General features: G+C 70.1%; 13 protein-coding genes. 5 read left to right on the forward strand and 8 right to left on the reverse strand.

The genetic code is table 11. The features are described from left to right. Positions 1-18: 18 nt before the first annotated feature. Both ACWDZ6_RS13110 and ACWDZ6_RS13115 read left to right on the forward strand, forming a co-directional pair. Complete coding sequence (locus tag ACWDZ6_RS13110; protein WP_366730084.1) at positions 19-279, forward strand: SCO4848 family membrane protein; 261 nt, start codon at positions 19-21, stop codon at positions 277-279. 11 nt (positions 280-290) lie between these two features. Next, positions 291-1664: a metallophosphoesterase gene (locus ACWDZ6_RS13115; protein ID WP_451502891.1), complete on the forward strand. Its 1374-nt coding sequence runs from the start codon at positions 291-293 to the stop codon at positions 1662-1664. Positions 1665-1812: 148 nt separating this feature from the next. Here ACWDZ6_RS13115 and ACWDZ6_RS13120 read toward each other — a convergent pair whose 3' ends face one another. The 5 genes from ACWDZ6_RS13120 to ACWDZ6_RS13140 form a co-directional block, all read right to left on the reverse strand. After that, positions 1813-2514, reverse strand: coding sequence for a TetR/AcrR family transcriptional regulator (locus ACWDZ6_RS13120; protein ID WP_366730086.1), 702 nt, complete (start codon positions 2512-2514; stop codon positions 1813-1815). Between the two features lie 11 nt (positions 2515-2525). Then, positions 2526-2969, reverse strand: coding sequence for a thiol-disulfide oxidoreductase DCC family protein (locus ACWDZ6_RS13125; RefSeq protein WP_451502892.1), 444 nt, complete (start codon positions 2967-2969; stop codon positions 2526-2528). 5 nt (positions 2970-2974) lie between these two features. Then, a complete protein-coding gene (locus ACWDZ6_RS13130) occupies positions 2975-3418 on the reverse strand; it encodes a hypothetical protein (protein ID WP_451502893.1) in 444 nt (147 codons plus the stop codon). 577 nt (positions 3419-3995) lie between these two features. Continuing rightward, a complete protein-coding gene (locus ACWDZ6_RS13135) occupies positions 3996-6488 on the reverse strand; it encodes a DUF4132 domain-containing protein (RefSeq protein ID WP_451502894.1) in 2493 nt (830 codons plus the stop codon). Positions 6489-6760: 272 nt separating this feature from the next. Beyond that, positions 6761-7711: an SMP-30/gluconolactonase/LRE family protein gene (locus ACWDZ6_RS13140; RefSeq protein ID WP_451502895.1), complete on the reverse strand. Its 951-nt coding sequence runs from the start codon at positions 7709-7711 to the stop codon at positions 6761-6763. 77 nt (positions 7712-7788) lie between these two features. Between ACWDZ6_RS13140 and ACWDZ6_RS13145 the strand changes: the two genes are divergently transcribed. Genes ACWDZ6_RS13145 through ACWDZ6_RS13155 form a run of 3 tightly spaced genes read left to right on the forward strand, consistent with a single transcriptional unit; the run spans position 7789 to position 11045 of the window. Further along, a complete protein-coding gene (locus tag ACWDZ6_RS13145) occupies positions 7789-8232 on the forward strand; it encodes an Lrp/AsnC family transcriptional regulator (RefSeq protein WP_326652101.1) in 444 nt (147 codons plus the stop codon). A 30-nt stretch (positions 8233-8262) separates the two neighbouring features. Next, positions 8263-8562, forward strand: coding sequence for a hypothetical protein (locus ACWDZ6_RS13150; RefSeq protein ID WP_451502896.1), 300 nt, complete (start codon positions 8263-8265; stop codon positions 8560-8562). After that, positions 8562-11045 (forward strand): DUF4132 domain-containing protein, encoded by a 2484-nt coding sequence (locus ACWDZ6_RS13155; RefSeq protein WP_451502897.1) that lies wholly within the window; start codon positions 8562-8564, stop codon positions 11043-11045. Before ACWDZ6_RS13150 ends, ACWDZ6_RS13155 begins: the two co-directional genes overlap by 1 nt. A 9-nt stretch (positions 11046-11054) precedes the next feature. On the opposite strand, the gene ACWDZ6_RS13160 is transcribed toward ACWDZ6_RS13155, so the two are convergent. The 3 genes from ACWDZ6_RS13160 to sdhA form a co-directional block, all read right to left on the reverse strand. Beyond that, entirely contained in the window at positions 11055-11597 is a 543-nt protein-coding gene (locus tag ACWDZ6_RS13160; protein WP_451502898.1) for a hypothetical protein, read from the reverse strand. A 167-nt stretch (positions 11598-11764) separates the two neighbouring features. Beyond that, positions 11765-12523 carry a succinate dehydrogenase iron-sulfur subunit gene (locus ACWDZ6_RS13165; RefSeq protein WP_366730096.1) on the reverse strand — a complete coding sequence of 253 codons (759 nt, stop codon included), beginning with the start codon at positions 12521-12523 and terminating at the stop codon, positions 11765-11767. Further along, positions 12523-14277, reverse strand: coding sequence for a succinate dehydrogenase flavoprotein subunit (gene sdhA, locus ACWDZ6_RS13170; protein WP_451502899.1), 1755 nt, complete (start codon positions 14275-14277; stop codon positions 12523-12525). The genes ACWDZ6_RS13165 and sdhA overlap by 1 nt, the downstream gene beginning before the upstream one ends. Between the last annotated feature and the right edge of the window lie 14 nt (positions 14278-14291).

The following is a 14291-nucleotide window of genomic DNA, read 5'->3' on the forward strand; positions in this document are numbered from 1 at the left end:
GGCGGCGATACTGAGTCCATGAAGCTCAGCCGCCCCGTCTCCTGGTTCCTGCTCGCGTTCGGGGTGTGGAGCTGGTTCATCTGGATCACTTTCGTCAAGAACCTGTGGAAGGACGGTAGCGGGCTCGCCTTCGACGACGCGGGTCACCCGACCGCCTACTTCTGGGTGCATCTGCTGCTCGCCATTACGTCCTTTCTCCTGGGGACGGCCGTCGGCGTGATCGGGTTGCGTGGCGTACGCGCATTGCGTCGTGAAGACGCGCAGAAGAAAAAGGACTAGGGGAGCTACCCGTGGTGGTCGTCGTCCTGCTTGTGGTGGTCGTGGTAGTCGCCGTGCTCGCCGGAGTGCACTGGTACGTATGGCGGCGCCTGGTACGCGACACGACGGCGCGGGGCGGGGCGGCACGCCGGGCGGGCACGGTGGCCGCGTGGGTACTGCCGTTGCTTTCCGTGGGAGCGCTGGTGTCGGGGCGGGCGGGGGCGCCGTTCTGGCTGCAGCGGGTGCTGGCGTGGCCGGGGTATATGTGGCTGGCGGTGCTGCTGTATCTGACGCTGGCTCTGGTGGTGGGGGAGGGCGTACGGGTTCTGCTGCTGTGGCGGGCACGGGAGCGGCCTTCGACGACGGCGGTGACCGGGGCGGAGTCCCCCGCCCGCCCCCTTCCCGAAACTGTGGGGCAGAGCCACCGGGCCACCGGGCCGACTCCGGCAGCGCCCGCGCGGGGAGAGCCCGGGCATGCTGCCGTCGTGACGACGCCGATGGCGGACGCGAGCGCCAATCGCACCCTGGCGTACCCGGCGCCCGAGGCGGTCGCCGCTGACCCGCCCACCGCGCATGGCGCCCTCTCGCGGCGGATGTTCGTCTCGCGGGTTGTCGGCACGGGCGCCGCGGCCGTCGCTCTGGGGACAGTTGGATACGGCACCTACGGCGTGCTGCGCGGGCCCCGGGTGAAGCGGGTCACCGTGCCGCTCGCCAGACTTCCGCGCGCCGCCCATGGGTTCCGGATCGCCGTCGTCAGCGACATCCACCTCGGCCCGATCCTCGGCCGCGCCCACACCCGGCGGATCGTCGACACCATCAACTCCACCTCGCCCGACCTCGTCGCCGTCGTCGGCGACCTCGTCGACGGCACCGTCGCCGACCTCGGGCCGGCCGCCGAGCCGCTCGCGCAGTTGCGGGCGCGGCACGGGTCCTTCTTCGTCACCGGCAACCACGAGTACTTCTCGGGCGCCGAGGAGTGGGTCGACCATGTCCGTGAGCTCGGGCTCAGGCCGCTGCGCAACGAGCGCGTCGAGATCGCCGGCTTCGACCTCGCCGGGGTCAACGACCTCGCCGGCGAGAGCGAGGGCGACGGGCCCGACTTCGCCAAGGCCCTCGGCGACCGGGACCCGGCGCGCGCCTCCGTACTGCTCGCGCATCAGCCCGTCGTCATCCATGACGCTGTCGAACACGGCGTGGACCTGCAACTGTCCGGGCACACGCACGGTGGTCAGCTCTGGCCGGGAAACTATCTTGCGGCCCTGGCCAATCCAACGGTCGCCGGGCTCGAACGCTACGGCGACACCCAGCTGTACGTGACCCGCGGCGCGGGTGCCTGGGGACCGCCCGTGCGGGTCGGAGCCGCCTCAGACATCACCGTCGTACAGCTCGCGTCCCGGCAGGCATAGCCCGGGTTCGGCCGAGGGTGAGCTTGCCGGTGAGTTCAGGGGCGGAGCCCAGGGGCGGCCGGGTCTTCGGGCGGAGCGAGCCGCTGACGGCGCCGCCCCCCTGTGGGACGAACACGTGGGCGGCGGCCGGGGCGTACGTCATTCCGCGCTACTTCTTGCGGGCGGCGACGGTCTCCGCCATCCCGGGAAGGAAGTCCGTGAACAGCTCGTGCACCTCGCGTACGAGCGGCCGCAGCACCCGGAATCGGGAGAGCGCGACACCGCGCGCGGTGAGCCTCGCGCCGCGTTCGGCGAGGCGTCTGCTGCGTTCACGGCCCTCCGAGCGGTCGAAGACCCAGTACAGGACGAGTCCCATCTGGGAGAGCCACATCAACTCGGGGAGAACGTCGGCGAGTTCTTCCGCGACCTTGGCCTTCGAACCGGCGAGGACCTCCCGGTGTACGGCGATGGCCGCCTCGCGCGCGTGTTCCGACTCGGGGGAGAAGGGGCTGAGCGGGCTCTCCGGGTCGGCCGCGTTCTTGAAGAACTGGGCCGCGAACTCGTGGTACGGCGCGGCGATGTCCAGCCACGCCTTCAGTACCCCGGCGAGCCGGGCCTCCAGATCCGTCTCCCGGTCGAGCACGGGCCGGACCGCCGCCTGGTGTTCGGCGGCGATCCGGTCGTAGAAACCCTGGACGAGGTGTTCCTTGGAGGAGAAGTAGTAGTACGCGTTCCCCACGGAGACACCGGCCTCCCGTGCGATGGCCCGCATCGTCGTCTTGTCGTAACCGCGCTCCTGGAAGAGACGGAGCGCGGTCTCGAGGATGAGCGTGCGGGTCTGCTCGCTCTTGGGGGCCTTTACTTCTGTCACGGTGTCCGAGCCTAACCGGGGACGGAGCACCGGTCGTCGCAGGGCGTACCGACGGCCCCGCCCGCCCCGGTCGCCTCGCGGTATTTGGCCGCCGCGAGCATCGTGACGCGTACGAAGGGGGCGCCGGCCGGAGTGGCGAGCCAGTGGGCCTTGGGCCGGTGCTCGGCCAGGGCCCAGAGGCAGACGATCCAGGCGGCGGGCCCGGTATAGATCTGGCCCCTGTCCCCGATGACGGTGATCTCTTTGAGGGTTCCGGCGTGGTCGAGACGGGGGTATCTGCGCCGCGCCTCGTCCGACGCGGCGGGCACCAGGTCCAGTGGCAGGAGTTTGCGCTGCCGCAGCAGCCAGCTCCGCAGGTGCACACAGAGCGAGCACTGGGCGTCGTACAGGACGGTCAGTCTACGGACCGGGATGCGGGCCTGGGGGCGGACCGGGGTGCCGGCCGGGGTACCCATCGGGCTCACGCCCCGGCGGGACCGGTGGCGGGTGCGGCCCACGGGCCCTGGCCTGCCTGACCCGTCCAGCCCTGTGGCGGCACCGGCGGCGTCTGCTCGCGCTCCATCACTCCGCGCCGGCGGATCTTGTTGAGGACGTAGACGTTGCCGAGGTGCATCACGCCGAGGACGAGGAGCACGACGCCGACCTTCACCGAGAGCGCCTCGAAGAGTCCGCGCGCGTCGGAGACGGCGTCGGCGGCCTTGAGGTACAGGGCGACGAAGCCCAGATTGACCAGGTAGAAGCCGACCACCAGAAGGTGGTTCACGGCATCGGCGAGCTTCTCGTTCCCCTGGAGTACGTCGGCGAGGAAGATCCGGCCGTTCCGGCTGAGCGTGCGGGCCACCCAGATGGTGAGTCCGATGCTGATCAGCAGGTAGATGACGTACGCGATAACAGTGAGGTCCATGCCCCACCCTCCCTTGAACGCGTTCAAAAGCTGTTGTCATGGACTGTAGACCTCCTTTTGAACATGTTCAAGCCGGATGCCGCCCGAAGGCGCGGTGGCATAAGGGCTCCAACCCCGGCCGGGTGACGCTCCCTTGCGAAGCGGCAGGTCACATGAAGCGGGCGCCGGGCTGTCGGCCTGCGTCGATCGCGAGGACGCGCTGATCGAGGCGGCGGTCCGGCGGACGGTCGGTCGGTCGGGCGCGGTGGAACTGCCCGTGGGCACCCCGCTGGGCCCGGCCGCGGGCGGGGCGGGGGAACGCATCGCGTTCCGGCTCTCCGGGCCGCCCGCCCGCAGCCGGAGTTGTGCCGGGCCGGTCACTCCTCGGGCCGGAGTTGTACCGGGCCCGTCATCTCCTCGGGCCGAAGCCGCCGCTCGTGAACCCCCGGGGCCGGCGCGGCTCGTGCGCTCACCGGGCCGGAGCGGCCGCGCGTGTTTCCCGGGCCGGAGTTGTACCGGGCCCGTCATCTCCCCGGGCCGGAGCGACCGCTCGTGAACCCCCAGGTCCCGAACGGTCGCTCCGGCCCGACCGGGTCGCCTACCTGTCGCGCCTCAGCTGAGCCGTGATCGTGCGGTCGGTGATCCGCTCGTCGTCGGCAAGCAGGAACGCCTTCGACATGATCACCGACAGCTGCCCGCCGTCCTCCTCGAAGGGAAGGAAGAGCCGCTCCCCGCTCCCGCCGACCGCCGAACGGTCCACCACGATGCAGAGATAGGCGTCGTTCGGCTCCATCAGGATGTTGCCCGAGCCGAGATGGATCTTGTAGGTGCGGAGCTCGCCGCGCACTCGCAGGAAGCGGTCCGTGAGCTCCACGCGGTCCGCGATCCGGGTCCGCGGCAGCAACCTGGCCAGCGACTCCCGCCGTATCCGCGCCGATTCGCTGAGCTCGCCGAACGCCCAGCCCTCCCAGTACCCGTCGTACGCGCGCTCTTCACCACGGTCCCGCCACTGCGGGTCCGCCCCGATCGACGCGACTCCGACGAACAGGTCCGCGTCCCGCATCGCCTCCGTCAGCACCAGCGGCGGTACGGCAGTGAGGTCGGCCCGCTCCCATGGTCCACGCGCCCCGTGCCGCCGCTCGAAGCGCAGCTGGTCCGTGGAGCACAGGGACGCCGTTCCGCCGTCCGACCGCTGCTCGGCCAGCTCGACATGGAACCGGGCGCGCCAGAACACGCCGTCGGACGCGTTCAGCTGACCGGCGCGCGGCAGCTCCCGCACCATCTCCGCCGCGTATCCGTCGCTGAAATACCCCAGGTGGTTGCCCAGCCAGCCGCGCTCCACCATCAGCGCCTTCGCCTGGTTGTAGCGCAGGATGTGGCCGGCGAAGCGGTTGGAGTAGACGAGCGTCTCCTCCTCGGCGGGGGTGAGCGGATAGACCTCCCGGAAGGCCTGCTTGAACGGCTGACGGAGCTCGCGCTCGGCGAGCTCCTCGCGCCAGATGCGTACCTCGCCGGCGTCGGCGCGCACGGGATGCCAGAGCCGCAGCACAGCGCCGTCCGTCACCGGGGCCGCCGTGCCGTCCGCCCCGACCAGCGCCCAGCCGTCCGCCGTACGCTCCGGCAGTCCGGCGATCCACGGCTCGCCGCCGTCCGCGCTCGTCTCCCAGAGCAGGCCGCGGGCCATCGCGCCGGTCACCGGATGGTCGGTGTAGTACCGCTTCCAGTCGCCGGACGCCCACTGGGTGCCCGCCATCAGATGCTCCTCGAGCCGCGCGCGCTCGACCGGCAGGAGGGTGCGCAGCTGCTTCAGCGCGGCGCGGACGTGCGTCAGTTGTTCGCCGAATTCCTCCCGGACCGCCTTCGGCGCGGACTTGAGCACCCGGCCCTGCGGCCCCCGGAAGGAGAGCGTGGCCGTCGCGAAAGCGGTGATCGACAGCACCGCGGTGTAGTCGCCGAGAGGCTCCTCGCGGATGCCGCGGGCGTCGAGGCCGACGGACGGCACGGCCCGCTCCCTGAGCATCGAAGGCGTGATCCCGCCGCGCTCGGCGACAGCCTGCAGGGCGGCGGTGATGCCTTTGAGCACCGTGCGGTTGCGGATCTTGCGCTGGAGCCGGCCGAGCCAGTCGACGGCCTGCTCGCCCTGTGTGCCGCCGAGGGCCGAGAGTACTGCGACCGCGGTCGTGGCCATCCTGCCGCTGCGGCAGTCGCCGCCGGAACCGCCCGTCCCCGTGCCTGCGTTGAGCGCGACCGCGCCGACGGCCGGCACCACCCAGTCCGCCTCGACGTCCGCGGCCGCCCACAACAGCCCGCGCACCAGTCGGGTGTTGCCCTCCGCCGCTATCCCCCGCACGGTGTACGGGCCGACCCAGGCGGGCGCCGCCACCGAATGCTCCCGCTGCCCCGCCATCCCCTCCAGCAGCGCCCGCGCCACGCCGGGACCGCCCTCCGCGCGGTCCAGCAGCACCGCCGCCTCCTTGCGCCACCGCTTGGTGGCGCGCAGCTTGTCCTGGCCCATGCAGTGCCACAGGAGTTCGTTGACGCCGGGAGCGGCGAGCAGCGCGCCGTGGGCCGCCCGCATCGCAGGTCCGTAATCGTCGAAGGCGTCGAGCAGCTCGTCCGACAGCCCGGTGGCGTCGGGCTCCGTCCCAGCCAGCTCGTCGAGCTGCTCCCGCATCGTCTCGGACCGGACCCCCGCGAGCGGCATCCATCGGCGCAGCGACCGCACCAGCCCCCGGTCGTACGCCCCCGCCGCGCGGGCCGCCGCCAGCGCGGGCCCCACCAGCGGCACGAACTCCCCCAACAGGGTGGGCAGATCGACCTGGGCGTCCTTGCCGGCCAGCCGCCCGAGCAGCTCGTCGGCCTGCTGTGCGGTCCAGTCGAGCTGCCGCGACGCCATCCAGCCCAGCGCATCCCGATTGACCTCGTCCGCACCGCCGTCGATGACGTTCTGGTGGAACCAGAGCGCGGCCTGCCGCTGCTCGGGCTCGTCCAGCGACTCCAGGAGCTCCCGCACCGGCCGCCCCTCGCCCGTGCGCTCCTGCCACCCCGCCTCGTACAGCCGGGTCTCCAGGCCGTCCGCCATCGCCGTCATCGTGCGGGTCCCCTCCCCGAGCTCAACTCCTGTCGACGGTACGGCGCACCACTGACAACGGCCCCGGCGGCCCCCAACCGGCGCACTCCCGGAACCACCGCTGGGCCTAGGCACGCCGCGCCCACCACGACCGTATGGAGCATCACGAGCGGACCGACGGGCATGTGGAGCGATGGAAGCCCGTCCTGCCCGGCCTCGATCCCGGCCTCGATCCCGCGTAGATCCCGACCTCGATCCCGGCGTCGAGGGCGCGGTCGTCCGGATGAAGAGGCTCACCGTGCGACGTGCTGCGCCGCTTCATGCTGGTATCGCCGAGCACCCGTCACCGACATCACCAGCGAGTACAGACTCGTCGTCGCCGTGATGAACAGCCGGTTGTTCTTGGGACCGCCGAAGGTGATGTTGGAGACCGCCTCGGGGACGACGATCCGGCCGATCAGGGTGCCGTCCGGGTCGTAGCAGTGCACTCCGCCGGCCATGGCGGCCGCCCACAGCCGGCCTTCGTCGTCGAAGCGGATGTTGTCGAAACGGCTGATGCCGTCCGCCGCTTCGGCGAAGACCTTGCCGTCCGAGAGGGTGCCGTTCTCGCGCACGTCGAAGACGCGGATCTGGCCGGCGCGCGTGTCGGAGACGTACAACTGCCGCTCGTCGAGCGAGAAGACCAGGCCGTTGGGGCCGCCGAAGCCGTCGGCGACCAGGCGGACCTCGCCCATCGCCGGATCGACGCGATAGACGTTGCAGGCGCCGATCTCGCTCTCGGCGCGGAAGCCCTCGTAGTCGCTGGTGATGCCGAAGTCCGGGTCGGAGAACCAGACCGAGCCGTCGGACCGTACGGCCGCGTCGTTGGGGCTGTTGAGGCGCTTGCCCTCGAAGCGGTCGGCGAGGACGGTGAGCGTGCCGTCCGGTTCGGTGCGGGTCACGCGCCGGTTGCCCTGCTCGCAGCTGATCAACCGGCCCTCGCGGTCGAGCGTGTTGCCATTGCTGTGGCCGGCCGGAGAGCGGAAGAGGCTGATCGCGCCCGTCGCCTCGTCCCAGCGCAGCATGCGGTCGTTGGGGATGTCGCTCCAGATCAGCTGCCGCCAGGCGGGCAGATAGAGCGGGCCCTCGGCCCAGCGGCAGTCGTCGTGGAGCGTCTCCAGCCGCTCGTCGCCGTTGGCGCACCGTCCGGTACGGAAGCGATCGTCCAGGATCTCGTATATCGAGGCGCTGGTACTGCTGGACATGATCTGGCCCTCCAGGTCTATCACTGAACAATATACTGTGGAGTATCCGTATCGCAGTATGAGGTATGGTCGCAAGCGTGGATGACATCGATCGTGAGCTCGTGGCTCTGCTTCAGCAGGACGCCACCCAGGCCTACTCCGCGCTGGGCAAGGCCGTGGGTCTCTCGGCCGGCGCCGCGCACGAGCGGGTGCGGAAACTGCGCGAGCGCGGTGTCATCCGCCGTACGACGGTGGAGGTGGACCCGGCGGCGCTGGGGCGGGGCGTACTCGCCTTCGTGATGGTCGAATCGTCCGCCTGGATGGGGGAGTCGGGCGCCGCGTTCGCGGCGATCTCCGAGATCCAGGAGGCGCACATCATCGCGGGCAGCGCGTCCGTACTGGTGAAGGTGCGCACCGCCACCACCGAGCAGCTCCAGGACGTGCTGCGGCGGTTGTACGCCATCGAGGGCGTCAGCGGTACGCAGGCCACCGTCTCGCTGGAGACCTTCTTCGAGCGGCCGGTCTCCCCCGGTCAGGACTGATTGTCAGTGGCGGCTTCTACTGTTCTCGGCATGGGAATGGTGACCTTCGTCGACGAGACGACATCGGGGGAACGCCGCGACGCTCTGGGACTGGAAGTCGCGGAGGAACGCCTCGCGCTGCGCGAGTTGATACGGCGCAGGGTGCTTGAAGAGGTCGTGGACGGCCAGGACGCCGGGCCTGCGTACGAGCGTGCCGTCGAGGCGTTCGGGCGCAACGGCTTCCTGGTGCTGGTCGGGGACCGGCAGATCGAGGAGCTGGACCAGCAGCTCGAGATCGGCAGCGCCACGGAGGTCACCTTCCTGAAGCTCGTTCCGCTGGTGGGTGGCTGATGGGGACGCGCCACCCGGAGCGGGTCGAGACGGTCCGGCAGCTGGCCGCCGAAGGCAATATGGGCCTCCTCGCCGATGAGTTGCTGCATATCGAGACCGGCAACGACAACCACTGGGACGGCGACGGGGTGCCGGTGCTCGACGCTGTCCGCAAGCTGCCCGAGGACGAGCGGATGCGGCTCGCCGACGGGCTGGTGAAGCGCTCCCGGGCCTACCCCTGGGGAGACCCCCTCCGTACGCACGCACTGACCCTTGTCGGGATCGTCGGGCGCGGGCTCCCGCAGGACTTCGTCCGCGCCGATCGGCTTACGCGCATGGAAGAGCTGAGCACCGCCCACACCTTCCACGCCTACCACGAACTGATCACGCTGGCGGAGGGCGAACTGGACGCGGGACGTGAGCTGCCCGGCGCGTTCGTCGCCCTGCTGCGCCGTTCCCTGCTGGACAGTTACGGCGTCGCTCCCGGACTCTCCCTCGCACTGGACCGGGTCGAGGACCCCGTCCTCAACCCTGGCGAGGCGTGGGCGGACCGGGCCCTGGCGGACGCGGCCCGGTTCGGCGACGCGGGGCGACGGCTGCTGGCGCATCTGCGGACCGCCACCTCCGCCAAGCCCACCGGCAAATGGGAGCAGGCCGGCCGCGCGCTGATCGAAGAGATCGGCACCGGGGCCGTGCGGGTGGCGGTGCTGAACTGGCTCCGGCTCGTGGGCCGGCCACGGACGATCCAGCTGTACGCGAACGGGCGCCGGGCCGATCACAACAGCCTGTACGACCCGTTCAACGCCGATGCCCTGCGCGGAGTCGCCTGGCTGACCGCCCTGCTGCCGGCCGGGCAGGACACCGCACGCGTTCTCGGAGCCCTCGTCGAGACGTCTCTGCGCAAGGTCCCTCACGTCGGTCCCCGCAACCCGAAGGTCGCCAACGCGGGCGTGACCGGGCTCTCCCGTACGGACGGCGACGCGGCCCTCGCCGAACTCGCGCGACTGTCCACCCGGGTCACCTACAAGGGCACCCTCAATCAGCTGAGCGCCGCTCTCGACGCCCGGGCACAGGCGCTCGGGCTGGGCCGGGAGGAGATCGAGGAGCTCGCCGTACCGGCGTACGGGCTGACCGGCGTCGGCCACGGCGAGTACGAACTGGGCGAATACACCGCCCTGTTGGAAGTGCACGGCAGCAGGGCCGTGCTGTCCTGGCGCAATGCGGCCGACAAAGCCGTCAAGAGCGTGCCGGCGGCCGTGAAGCGCGGCTTCCCGGACGAGCTCAAGGAGCTCAAGGCCGCTGTGAAGGACATCGACAAGATGCTCACCGCGCAGGCCGAGCGGCTGGACCGGCAGTTCCTGGCCCGTCGCACCTGGGCGTACCAGGACTGGCGCCGGCGCTGCCTCGACCACCCGCTGGTCGGCACGCTCGCCCGCCGGCTGATCTGGATGATCGGCGGCACTCCCGCGTACTTCCACGGCACTGAACTGCACACGCTGGACGGCGCCCCTGTGCGCGCCACCGGCACCGCCGTCGTCGAGCTCTGGCATCCGGTCTCCCGCCCGGCGGACGAAGTCACCGCCTGGCGGGAGCGGCTGGAGGCCGAGCGCGTCACCCAGCCGTTCAGACAGGCCCACCGCGAGGTGTATCCGCTCACCGACGCGGAGCGGACCACCGGGACCTACTCCAACCGTTTCGCCGGGCACATCCTGCGCCAGCACCAGTTCAACTCCCTGGCCGCGGTCCGTGGCTGGACCGCCCGGCTCCGGCTCAGCGTCGATGACTCCTACCCGCCCGCGGTAAGGGAGTTGCCGCAGTGGGGGCTGCGTGCCGAGTACTGGGTGGAGGGCGCCGGCGGCGGGGACGACGACGACCTCACCGACTCCGGCGCCTACACCCGCATCGTCACCGACCAGGTCCGTTTCTACCCGATCGACGCCCCCGCCAACCGGGCACACGCGGGCGGCGGCGCCTACCGACAGGCCGGCCGATGGCAGGACGCGACACCCGTCGACCCGCTGCCGTTGACCGGCATACCCGAGCCGGTGCTCTCCGAAGTCCTGCGCGACGTCGACCTGTTCGTGGGCGTGGCCTCCGTCGGCAACGATCCCACCTGGCGGGACGGCGGACCCGGCGGCCGCTTCCGGGATTACTGGACCTCGTACGGCTTCGGCGAGCTGTCCCAAACAGCCGCGACCCGCCGCGAGTTGCTCACCCGGCTCGTCCCACGGCTTGCGATCGCCGACCGCTGCACGGTCGACGGCCGCTTCCTGCGGGTCCGCGGCGATCGGCACGCCTACCGGATCCATCTCGGCTCGGGCAACGTCCTGATCGATCCGCACGAGCGCTATCTGTGCATCGTCCCGTCGGCGGGCAGCGGCGCGGTGAACGCCGGATACCTGCCCTTCGAGGGTGACCGGATGCTCGCCGTGATCCTCAGCAAGGCGATGATGCTCGCCAGGGACACGGAGATCACCGACGCGACGATCAACAGCCAGCTCTAGAGGGCGCCGTCACATACTGCTCAGCGAGCGCGCGTAGTTGATCTGGCCCATGACCATCTGGAAGGACTCGGGCCCGCGGGCCGGGATCATCGTCGAGTGGTGCCTGCCGCCGCTCGTCACCGTGACCTGGATGAAGCCCGTGGTCGTCTTCTCCTTCATCAACAGGAAGAGCAGACCCAGCAGACAGAAGATGAAGAACACGACCGCCAGCACGATGGCGTGCGCCGGGATCTTCTCCTCGGTACGCGACATGTCCGTCGCGTTCCAGACCGCGCCCCTCAGCGGGAGGGTGCCGGCGGGCGTCACTATCGAGTCGCCCATGACAGTGATGTCGCCGATCGACACCAGCGGGGCGCCGCCCATGGGAGCGGGCGGCCCGGCAGCGGGGATGGGGAGAGCCGGCTGCGTCTGGCTGTAGTCGGGGGTGGTCGCGCCGGGATATCCGTACCCCGGCGCCTGGTTCGGGTAGCCGTACGCCGGCGTCCCCGGAGGCTGTGTCGGTCCCCACTTGTACTCGGGCTCCCCGTCCGCGTACGGATTCGGCTCGCTCATGATCTCGTCCCCGCTTCCTGCTGCACATGTCAGACAGCACGATCCTGCCAGGTATCGCGCGCGTTGGTGAAGCGAAGCCGTACGGCGAAGGGTCCCGCCGCCCAGGACCGGGAGGCGGGACCCTTGGTACCGCTTCGGCAACTACCGCTGCCGGGAGGTTCAGACGCTCAGAAACGACGCGTGATCAGCGCGCGCTTCACTTCCTGGATCGCCTTGGTGACCTCGATACCGCGCGGGCAGGCGTCCGTGCAGTTGAACGTCGTGCGGCAACGCCACACACCGTCCTTGTCGTTGAGGATCTCCAGCCGCTGCTCGCCGGCCTCGTCACGCGAGTCGAAGATGAAGCGGTGCGCGTTCACGATCGCCGCCGGCCCGAAGTACTGGCCGTCGTTCCAGAACACCGGGCACGAGGACGTGCACGCGGCGCACAGGATGCACTTGGTGGTGTCGTCGAAGCGCTCGCGGTCCTCGGGGCTCTGCAGACGCTCACGCGTCGGCTCGTTGCCCTTGGTGATGAGGAACGGCATCACATCGCGGAATGCCTGGAAGAACGGCTCCATGTCCACGACCAGGTCCTTGAGGACCGTCAGGCCCTTTATGGCCTCGACCGTGATCGGCTTCTCCGGGTTGATGTCCTTGATCAGCGTCTTGCAGGCGAGCCTGTTCTTGCCGTTGATCCGCATCGCGTCGGAGCCGCAGATGCCGTGCGCGCAGGAGCGCCGGAAGGTGAGTGTGCCGTCGACGTCCCACTTGATCTTGTGGAGGGCGTCGAGTACACGCTCCTTGGGGTCGATCTCGATCTGGAAATCCTGCCACTGGGCCTCGTCGGAGACCTCGGGGTTGAAGCGGCGGATCCGGAAGGTGACCGTGATGTAGGGCGAGGCGGCGCTCTCCGCCTCCACCTTGTCCATGACGGGAGTAGCCATCAGTACTTACGCTCCATCGGCTGGTAGCGGGTCTGGACGACCGGCTTGTAGTCGAGCCGGATCGACTCGGTGCCGTCGTCGCCCACCTCGCGGTACGCCATGGTGTGGCGCATGAAGTTGACGTCGTCGCGGTTGGGGTAGTCCTCGCGGTAGTGACCGCCGCGGGACTCCTTGCGGGCGAGTGCGGAGACGGCCATGACCTCGGCCAGGTCGAGCAGATTCCCCAGCTCGATGGCCTCCAGCAGGTCGGTGTTGAACCGCTTGCCCTTGTCCTGGACGGAGACGTTCAGGTAGCGCTCGCGAAGCTCGCCGATCTTCTCGACCGCGGTCTTGATCGTCTGCTCGGTACGGAAGACCATGACGTTCGCGTCCATGGTCTCCTGCAGCTCCTTGCGGATCTCGGCGACCCGCTCGGTGCCGGTGGAGGAGCGCAGCCGCTCGACCTGGGCCACGACCAACGACGCCGGGTCCTCGGGCAGGTCGACGTAGTCGGCCTTCGCCGAGTACTCGGCCGCGGCGATGCCGGCCCGCTTGCCGAAGACGTTGATGTCCAGCAGCGAGTTGGTGCCCAGGCGGTTGGCCCCGTGCACCGAGACGCAGGCGACCTCACCGGCGGCGTACAGACCCGGAACGACGGTGGTGTTGTCCCGCAGGACCTCACCCTGGACGTTCGTCGGGATGCCGCCCATGGCGTAGTGCGCGGTCGGCTGGATCGGGATCGGGTCCGTGTAGGGCTCGATGCCGAGGTACGTACGCGCGAACTCGGTGATGTCCGGGAGCTTGGCGTCCAGCTGCTCCGGCGGCAGGTGAGTCAGGTCCAGGAAGACGTGGTCACCCTCGGGGCCGCAGCCGCGGCCCTCGCGGATCTCCGTGTAGATGGAGCGCGAGACGACGTCACGCGAGGCGAGGTCCTTCATGACGGGCGCGTACTTCTCCATGAAGCGCTCGCCGTCCTTGTTGCGGAGGATGCCGCCCTCACCACGGGCGCCCTCCGTCAGCAGGATGCCCATGCGCCAGATGCCCGTCGGGTGGAACTGGAAGAACTCCATGTCCTCCAGCGGCAGTCCGCGCCGGTAGCAGGCCGCCTGCCCGTCACCGGTCAGGGTGTGCGCGTTGGAGGTCACCTTGAAGAACTTGCCGGTGCCGCCCGAGGCGTAGATGACGGCCTTCGCCTGGAAGATGTGGATCTCGCCGGTGGCCAGCTCGTACGCGACCACACCCGCCGACCTCTTGACGCCGTCGACCTCGGTGATCAGCTGGTCCAGGACGTAGAACTCGTTGAAGAACTCCACGCCCTCCTTGACGCAGTTCTGGTACAGCGTCTGGAGGATCATGTGGCCGGTGCGGTCCGCGGCGTAGCAGGACCGGCGGACCGGCGCCTCGCCGTGGTTGCGCGAGTGCCCGCCGAAGCGGCGCTGGTCGATGGTGCCGTCCGGCGTCCGGTTGAACGGCAGGCCCATCTTCTCCAGGTCGAGGACGGCGTCGATGGCCTCCTTCGCCAGGATCTCGGCGGCGTCCTGGTCGACCAGGTAGTCACCGCCCTTGACCGTGTCGAAGGTGTGCCACTCCCAGTTGTCCTCCTCCACGTTGGCGAGCGCGGCGGCCATGCCACCCTGCGCGGCGCCCGTGTGGGAGCGGGTCGGGTACAGCTTCGTCAGTACGGCGGTACGGCTGCGCTTGGTCGACTCGATGGCCGCGCGCATGCCGGCGCCGCCCGCGCCGACGATGACGGTGTCGTACTTATGGATCTTCATTGGTCTCGTCAGCC

The sequence above is a fragment of the Streptomyces sp. NPDC002926 genome (assembly GCF_053591755.1).

Excerpts from the sequence above, each read along its gene's own strand:
- ACWDZ6_RS13165 (WP_366730096.1), bottom strand. The coding sequence starts at position 12,523 with ATGGCTACTCCCGTCATGGACAAGGTGGAGGCGGAGAGCGCCGCCTCG.
- ACWDZ6_RS13140 (WP_451502895.1), bottom strand. The coding sequence starts at position 7,711 with ATGTCCAGCAGTACCAGCGCCTCGATATACGAGATCCTGGACGATCGC.
- ACWDZ6_RS13155 (WP_451502897.1), top strand. The coding sequence starts at position 8,562 with ATGGGGACGCGCCACCCGGAGCGGGTCGAGACGGTCCGGCAGCTGGCC.
- ACWDZ6_RS13110 (WP_366730084.1), top strand. The coding sequence starts at position 19 with ATGAAGCTCAGCCGCCCCGTCTCCTGGTTCCTGCTCGCGTTCGGGGTG.
- ACWDZ6_RS13150 (WP_451502896.1), top strand. The coding sequence starts at position 8,263 with ATGGGAATGGTGACCTTCGTCGACGAGACGACATCGGGGGAACGCCGC.
- sdhA (WP_451502899.1), bottom strand. The coding sequence starts at position 14,277 with ATGAAGATCCATAAGTACGACACCGTCATCGTCGGCGCGGGCGGCGCC.
- ACWDZ6_RS13130 (WP_451502893.1), bottom strand. The coding sequence starts at position 3,418 with ATGGACCTCACTGTTATCGCGTACGTCATCTACCTGCTGATCAGCATC.
- ACWDZ6_RS13135 (WP_451502894.1), bottom strand. The coding sequence starts at position 6,488 with ATGACGGCGATGGCGGACGGCCTGGAGACCCGGCTGTACGAGGCGGGG.
- ACWDZ6_RS13125 (WP_451502892.1), bottom strand. The coding sequence starts at position 2,969 with ATGGGTACCCCGGCCGGCACCCCGGTCCGCCCCCAGGCCCGCATCCCG.
- ACWDZ6_RS13160 (WP_451502898.1), bottom strand. The coding sequence starts at position 11,597 with ATGAGCGAGCCGAATCCGTACGCGGACGGGGAGCCCGAGTACAAGTGG.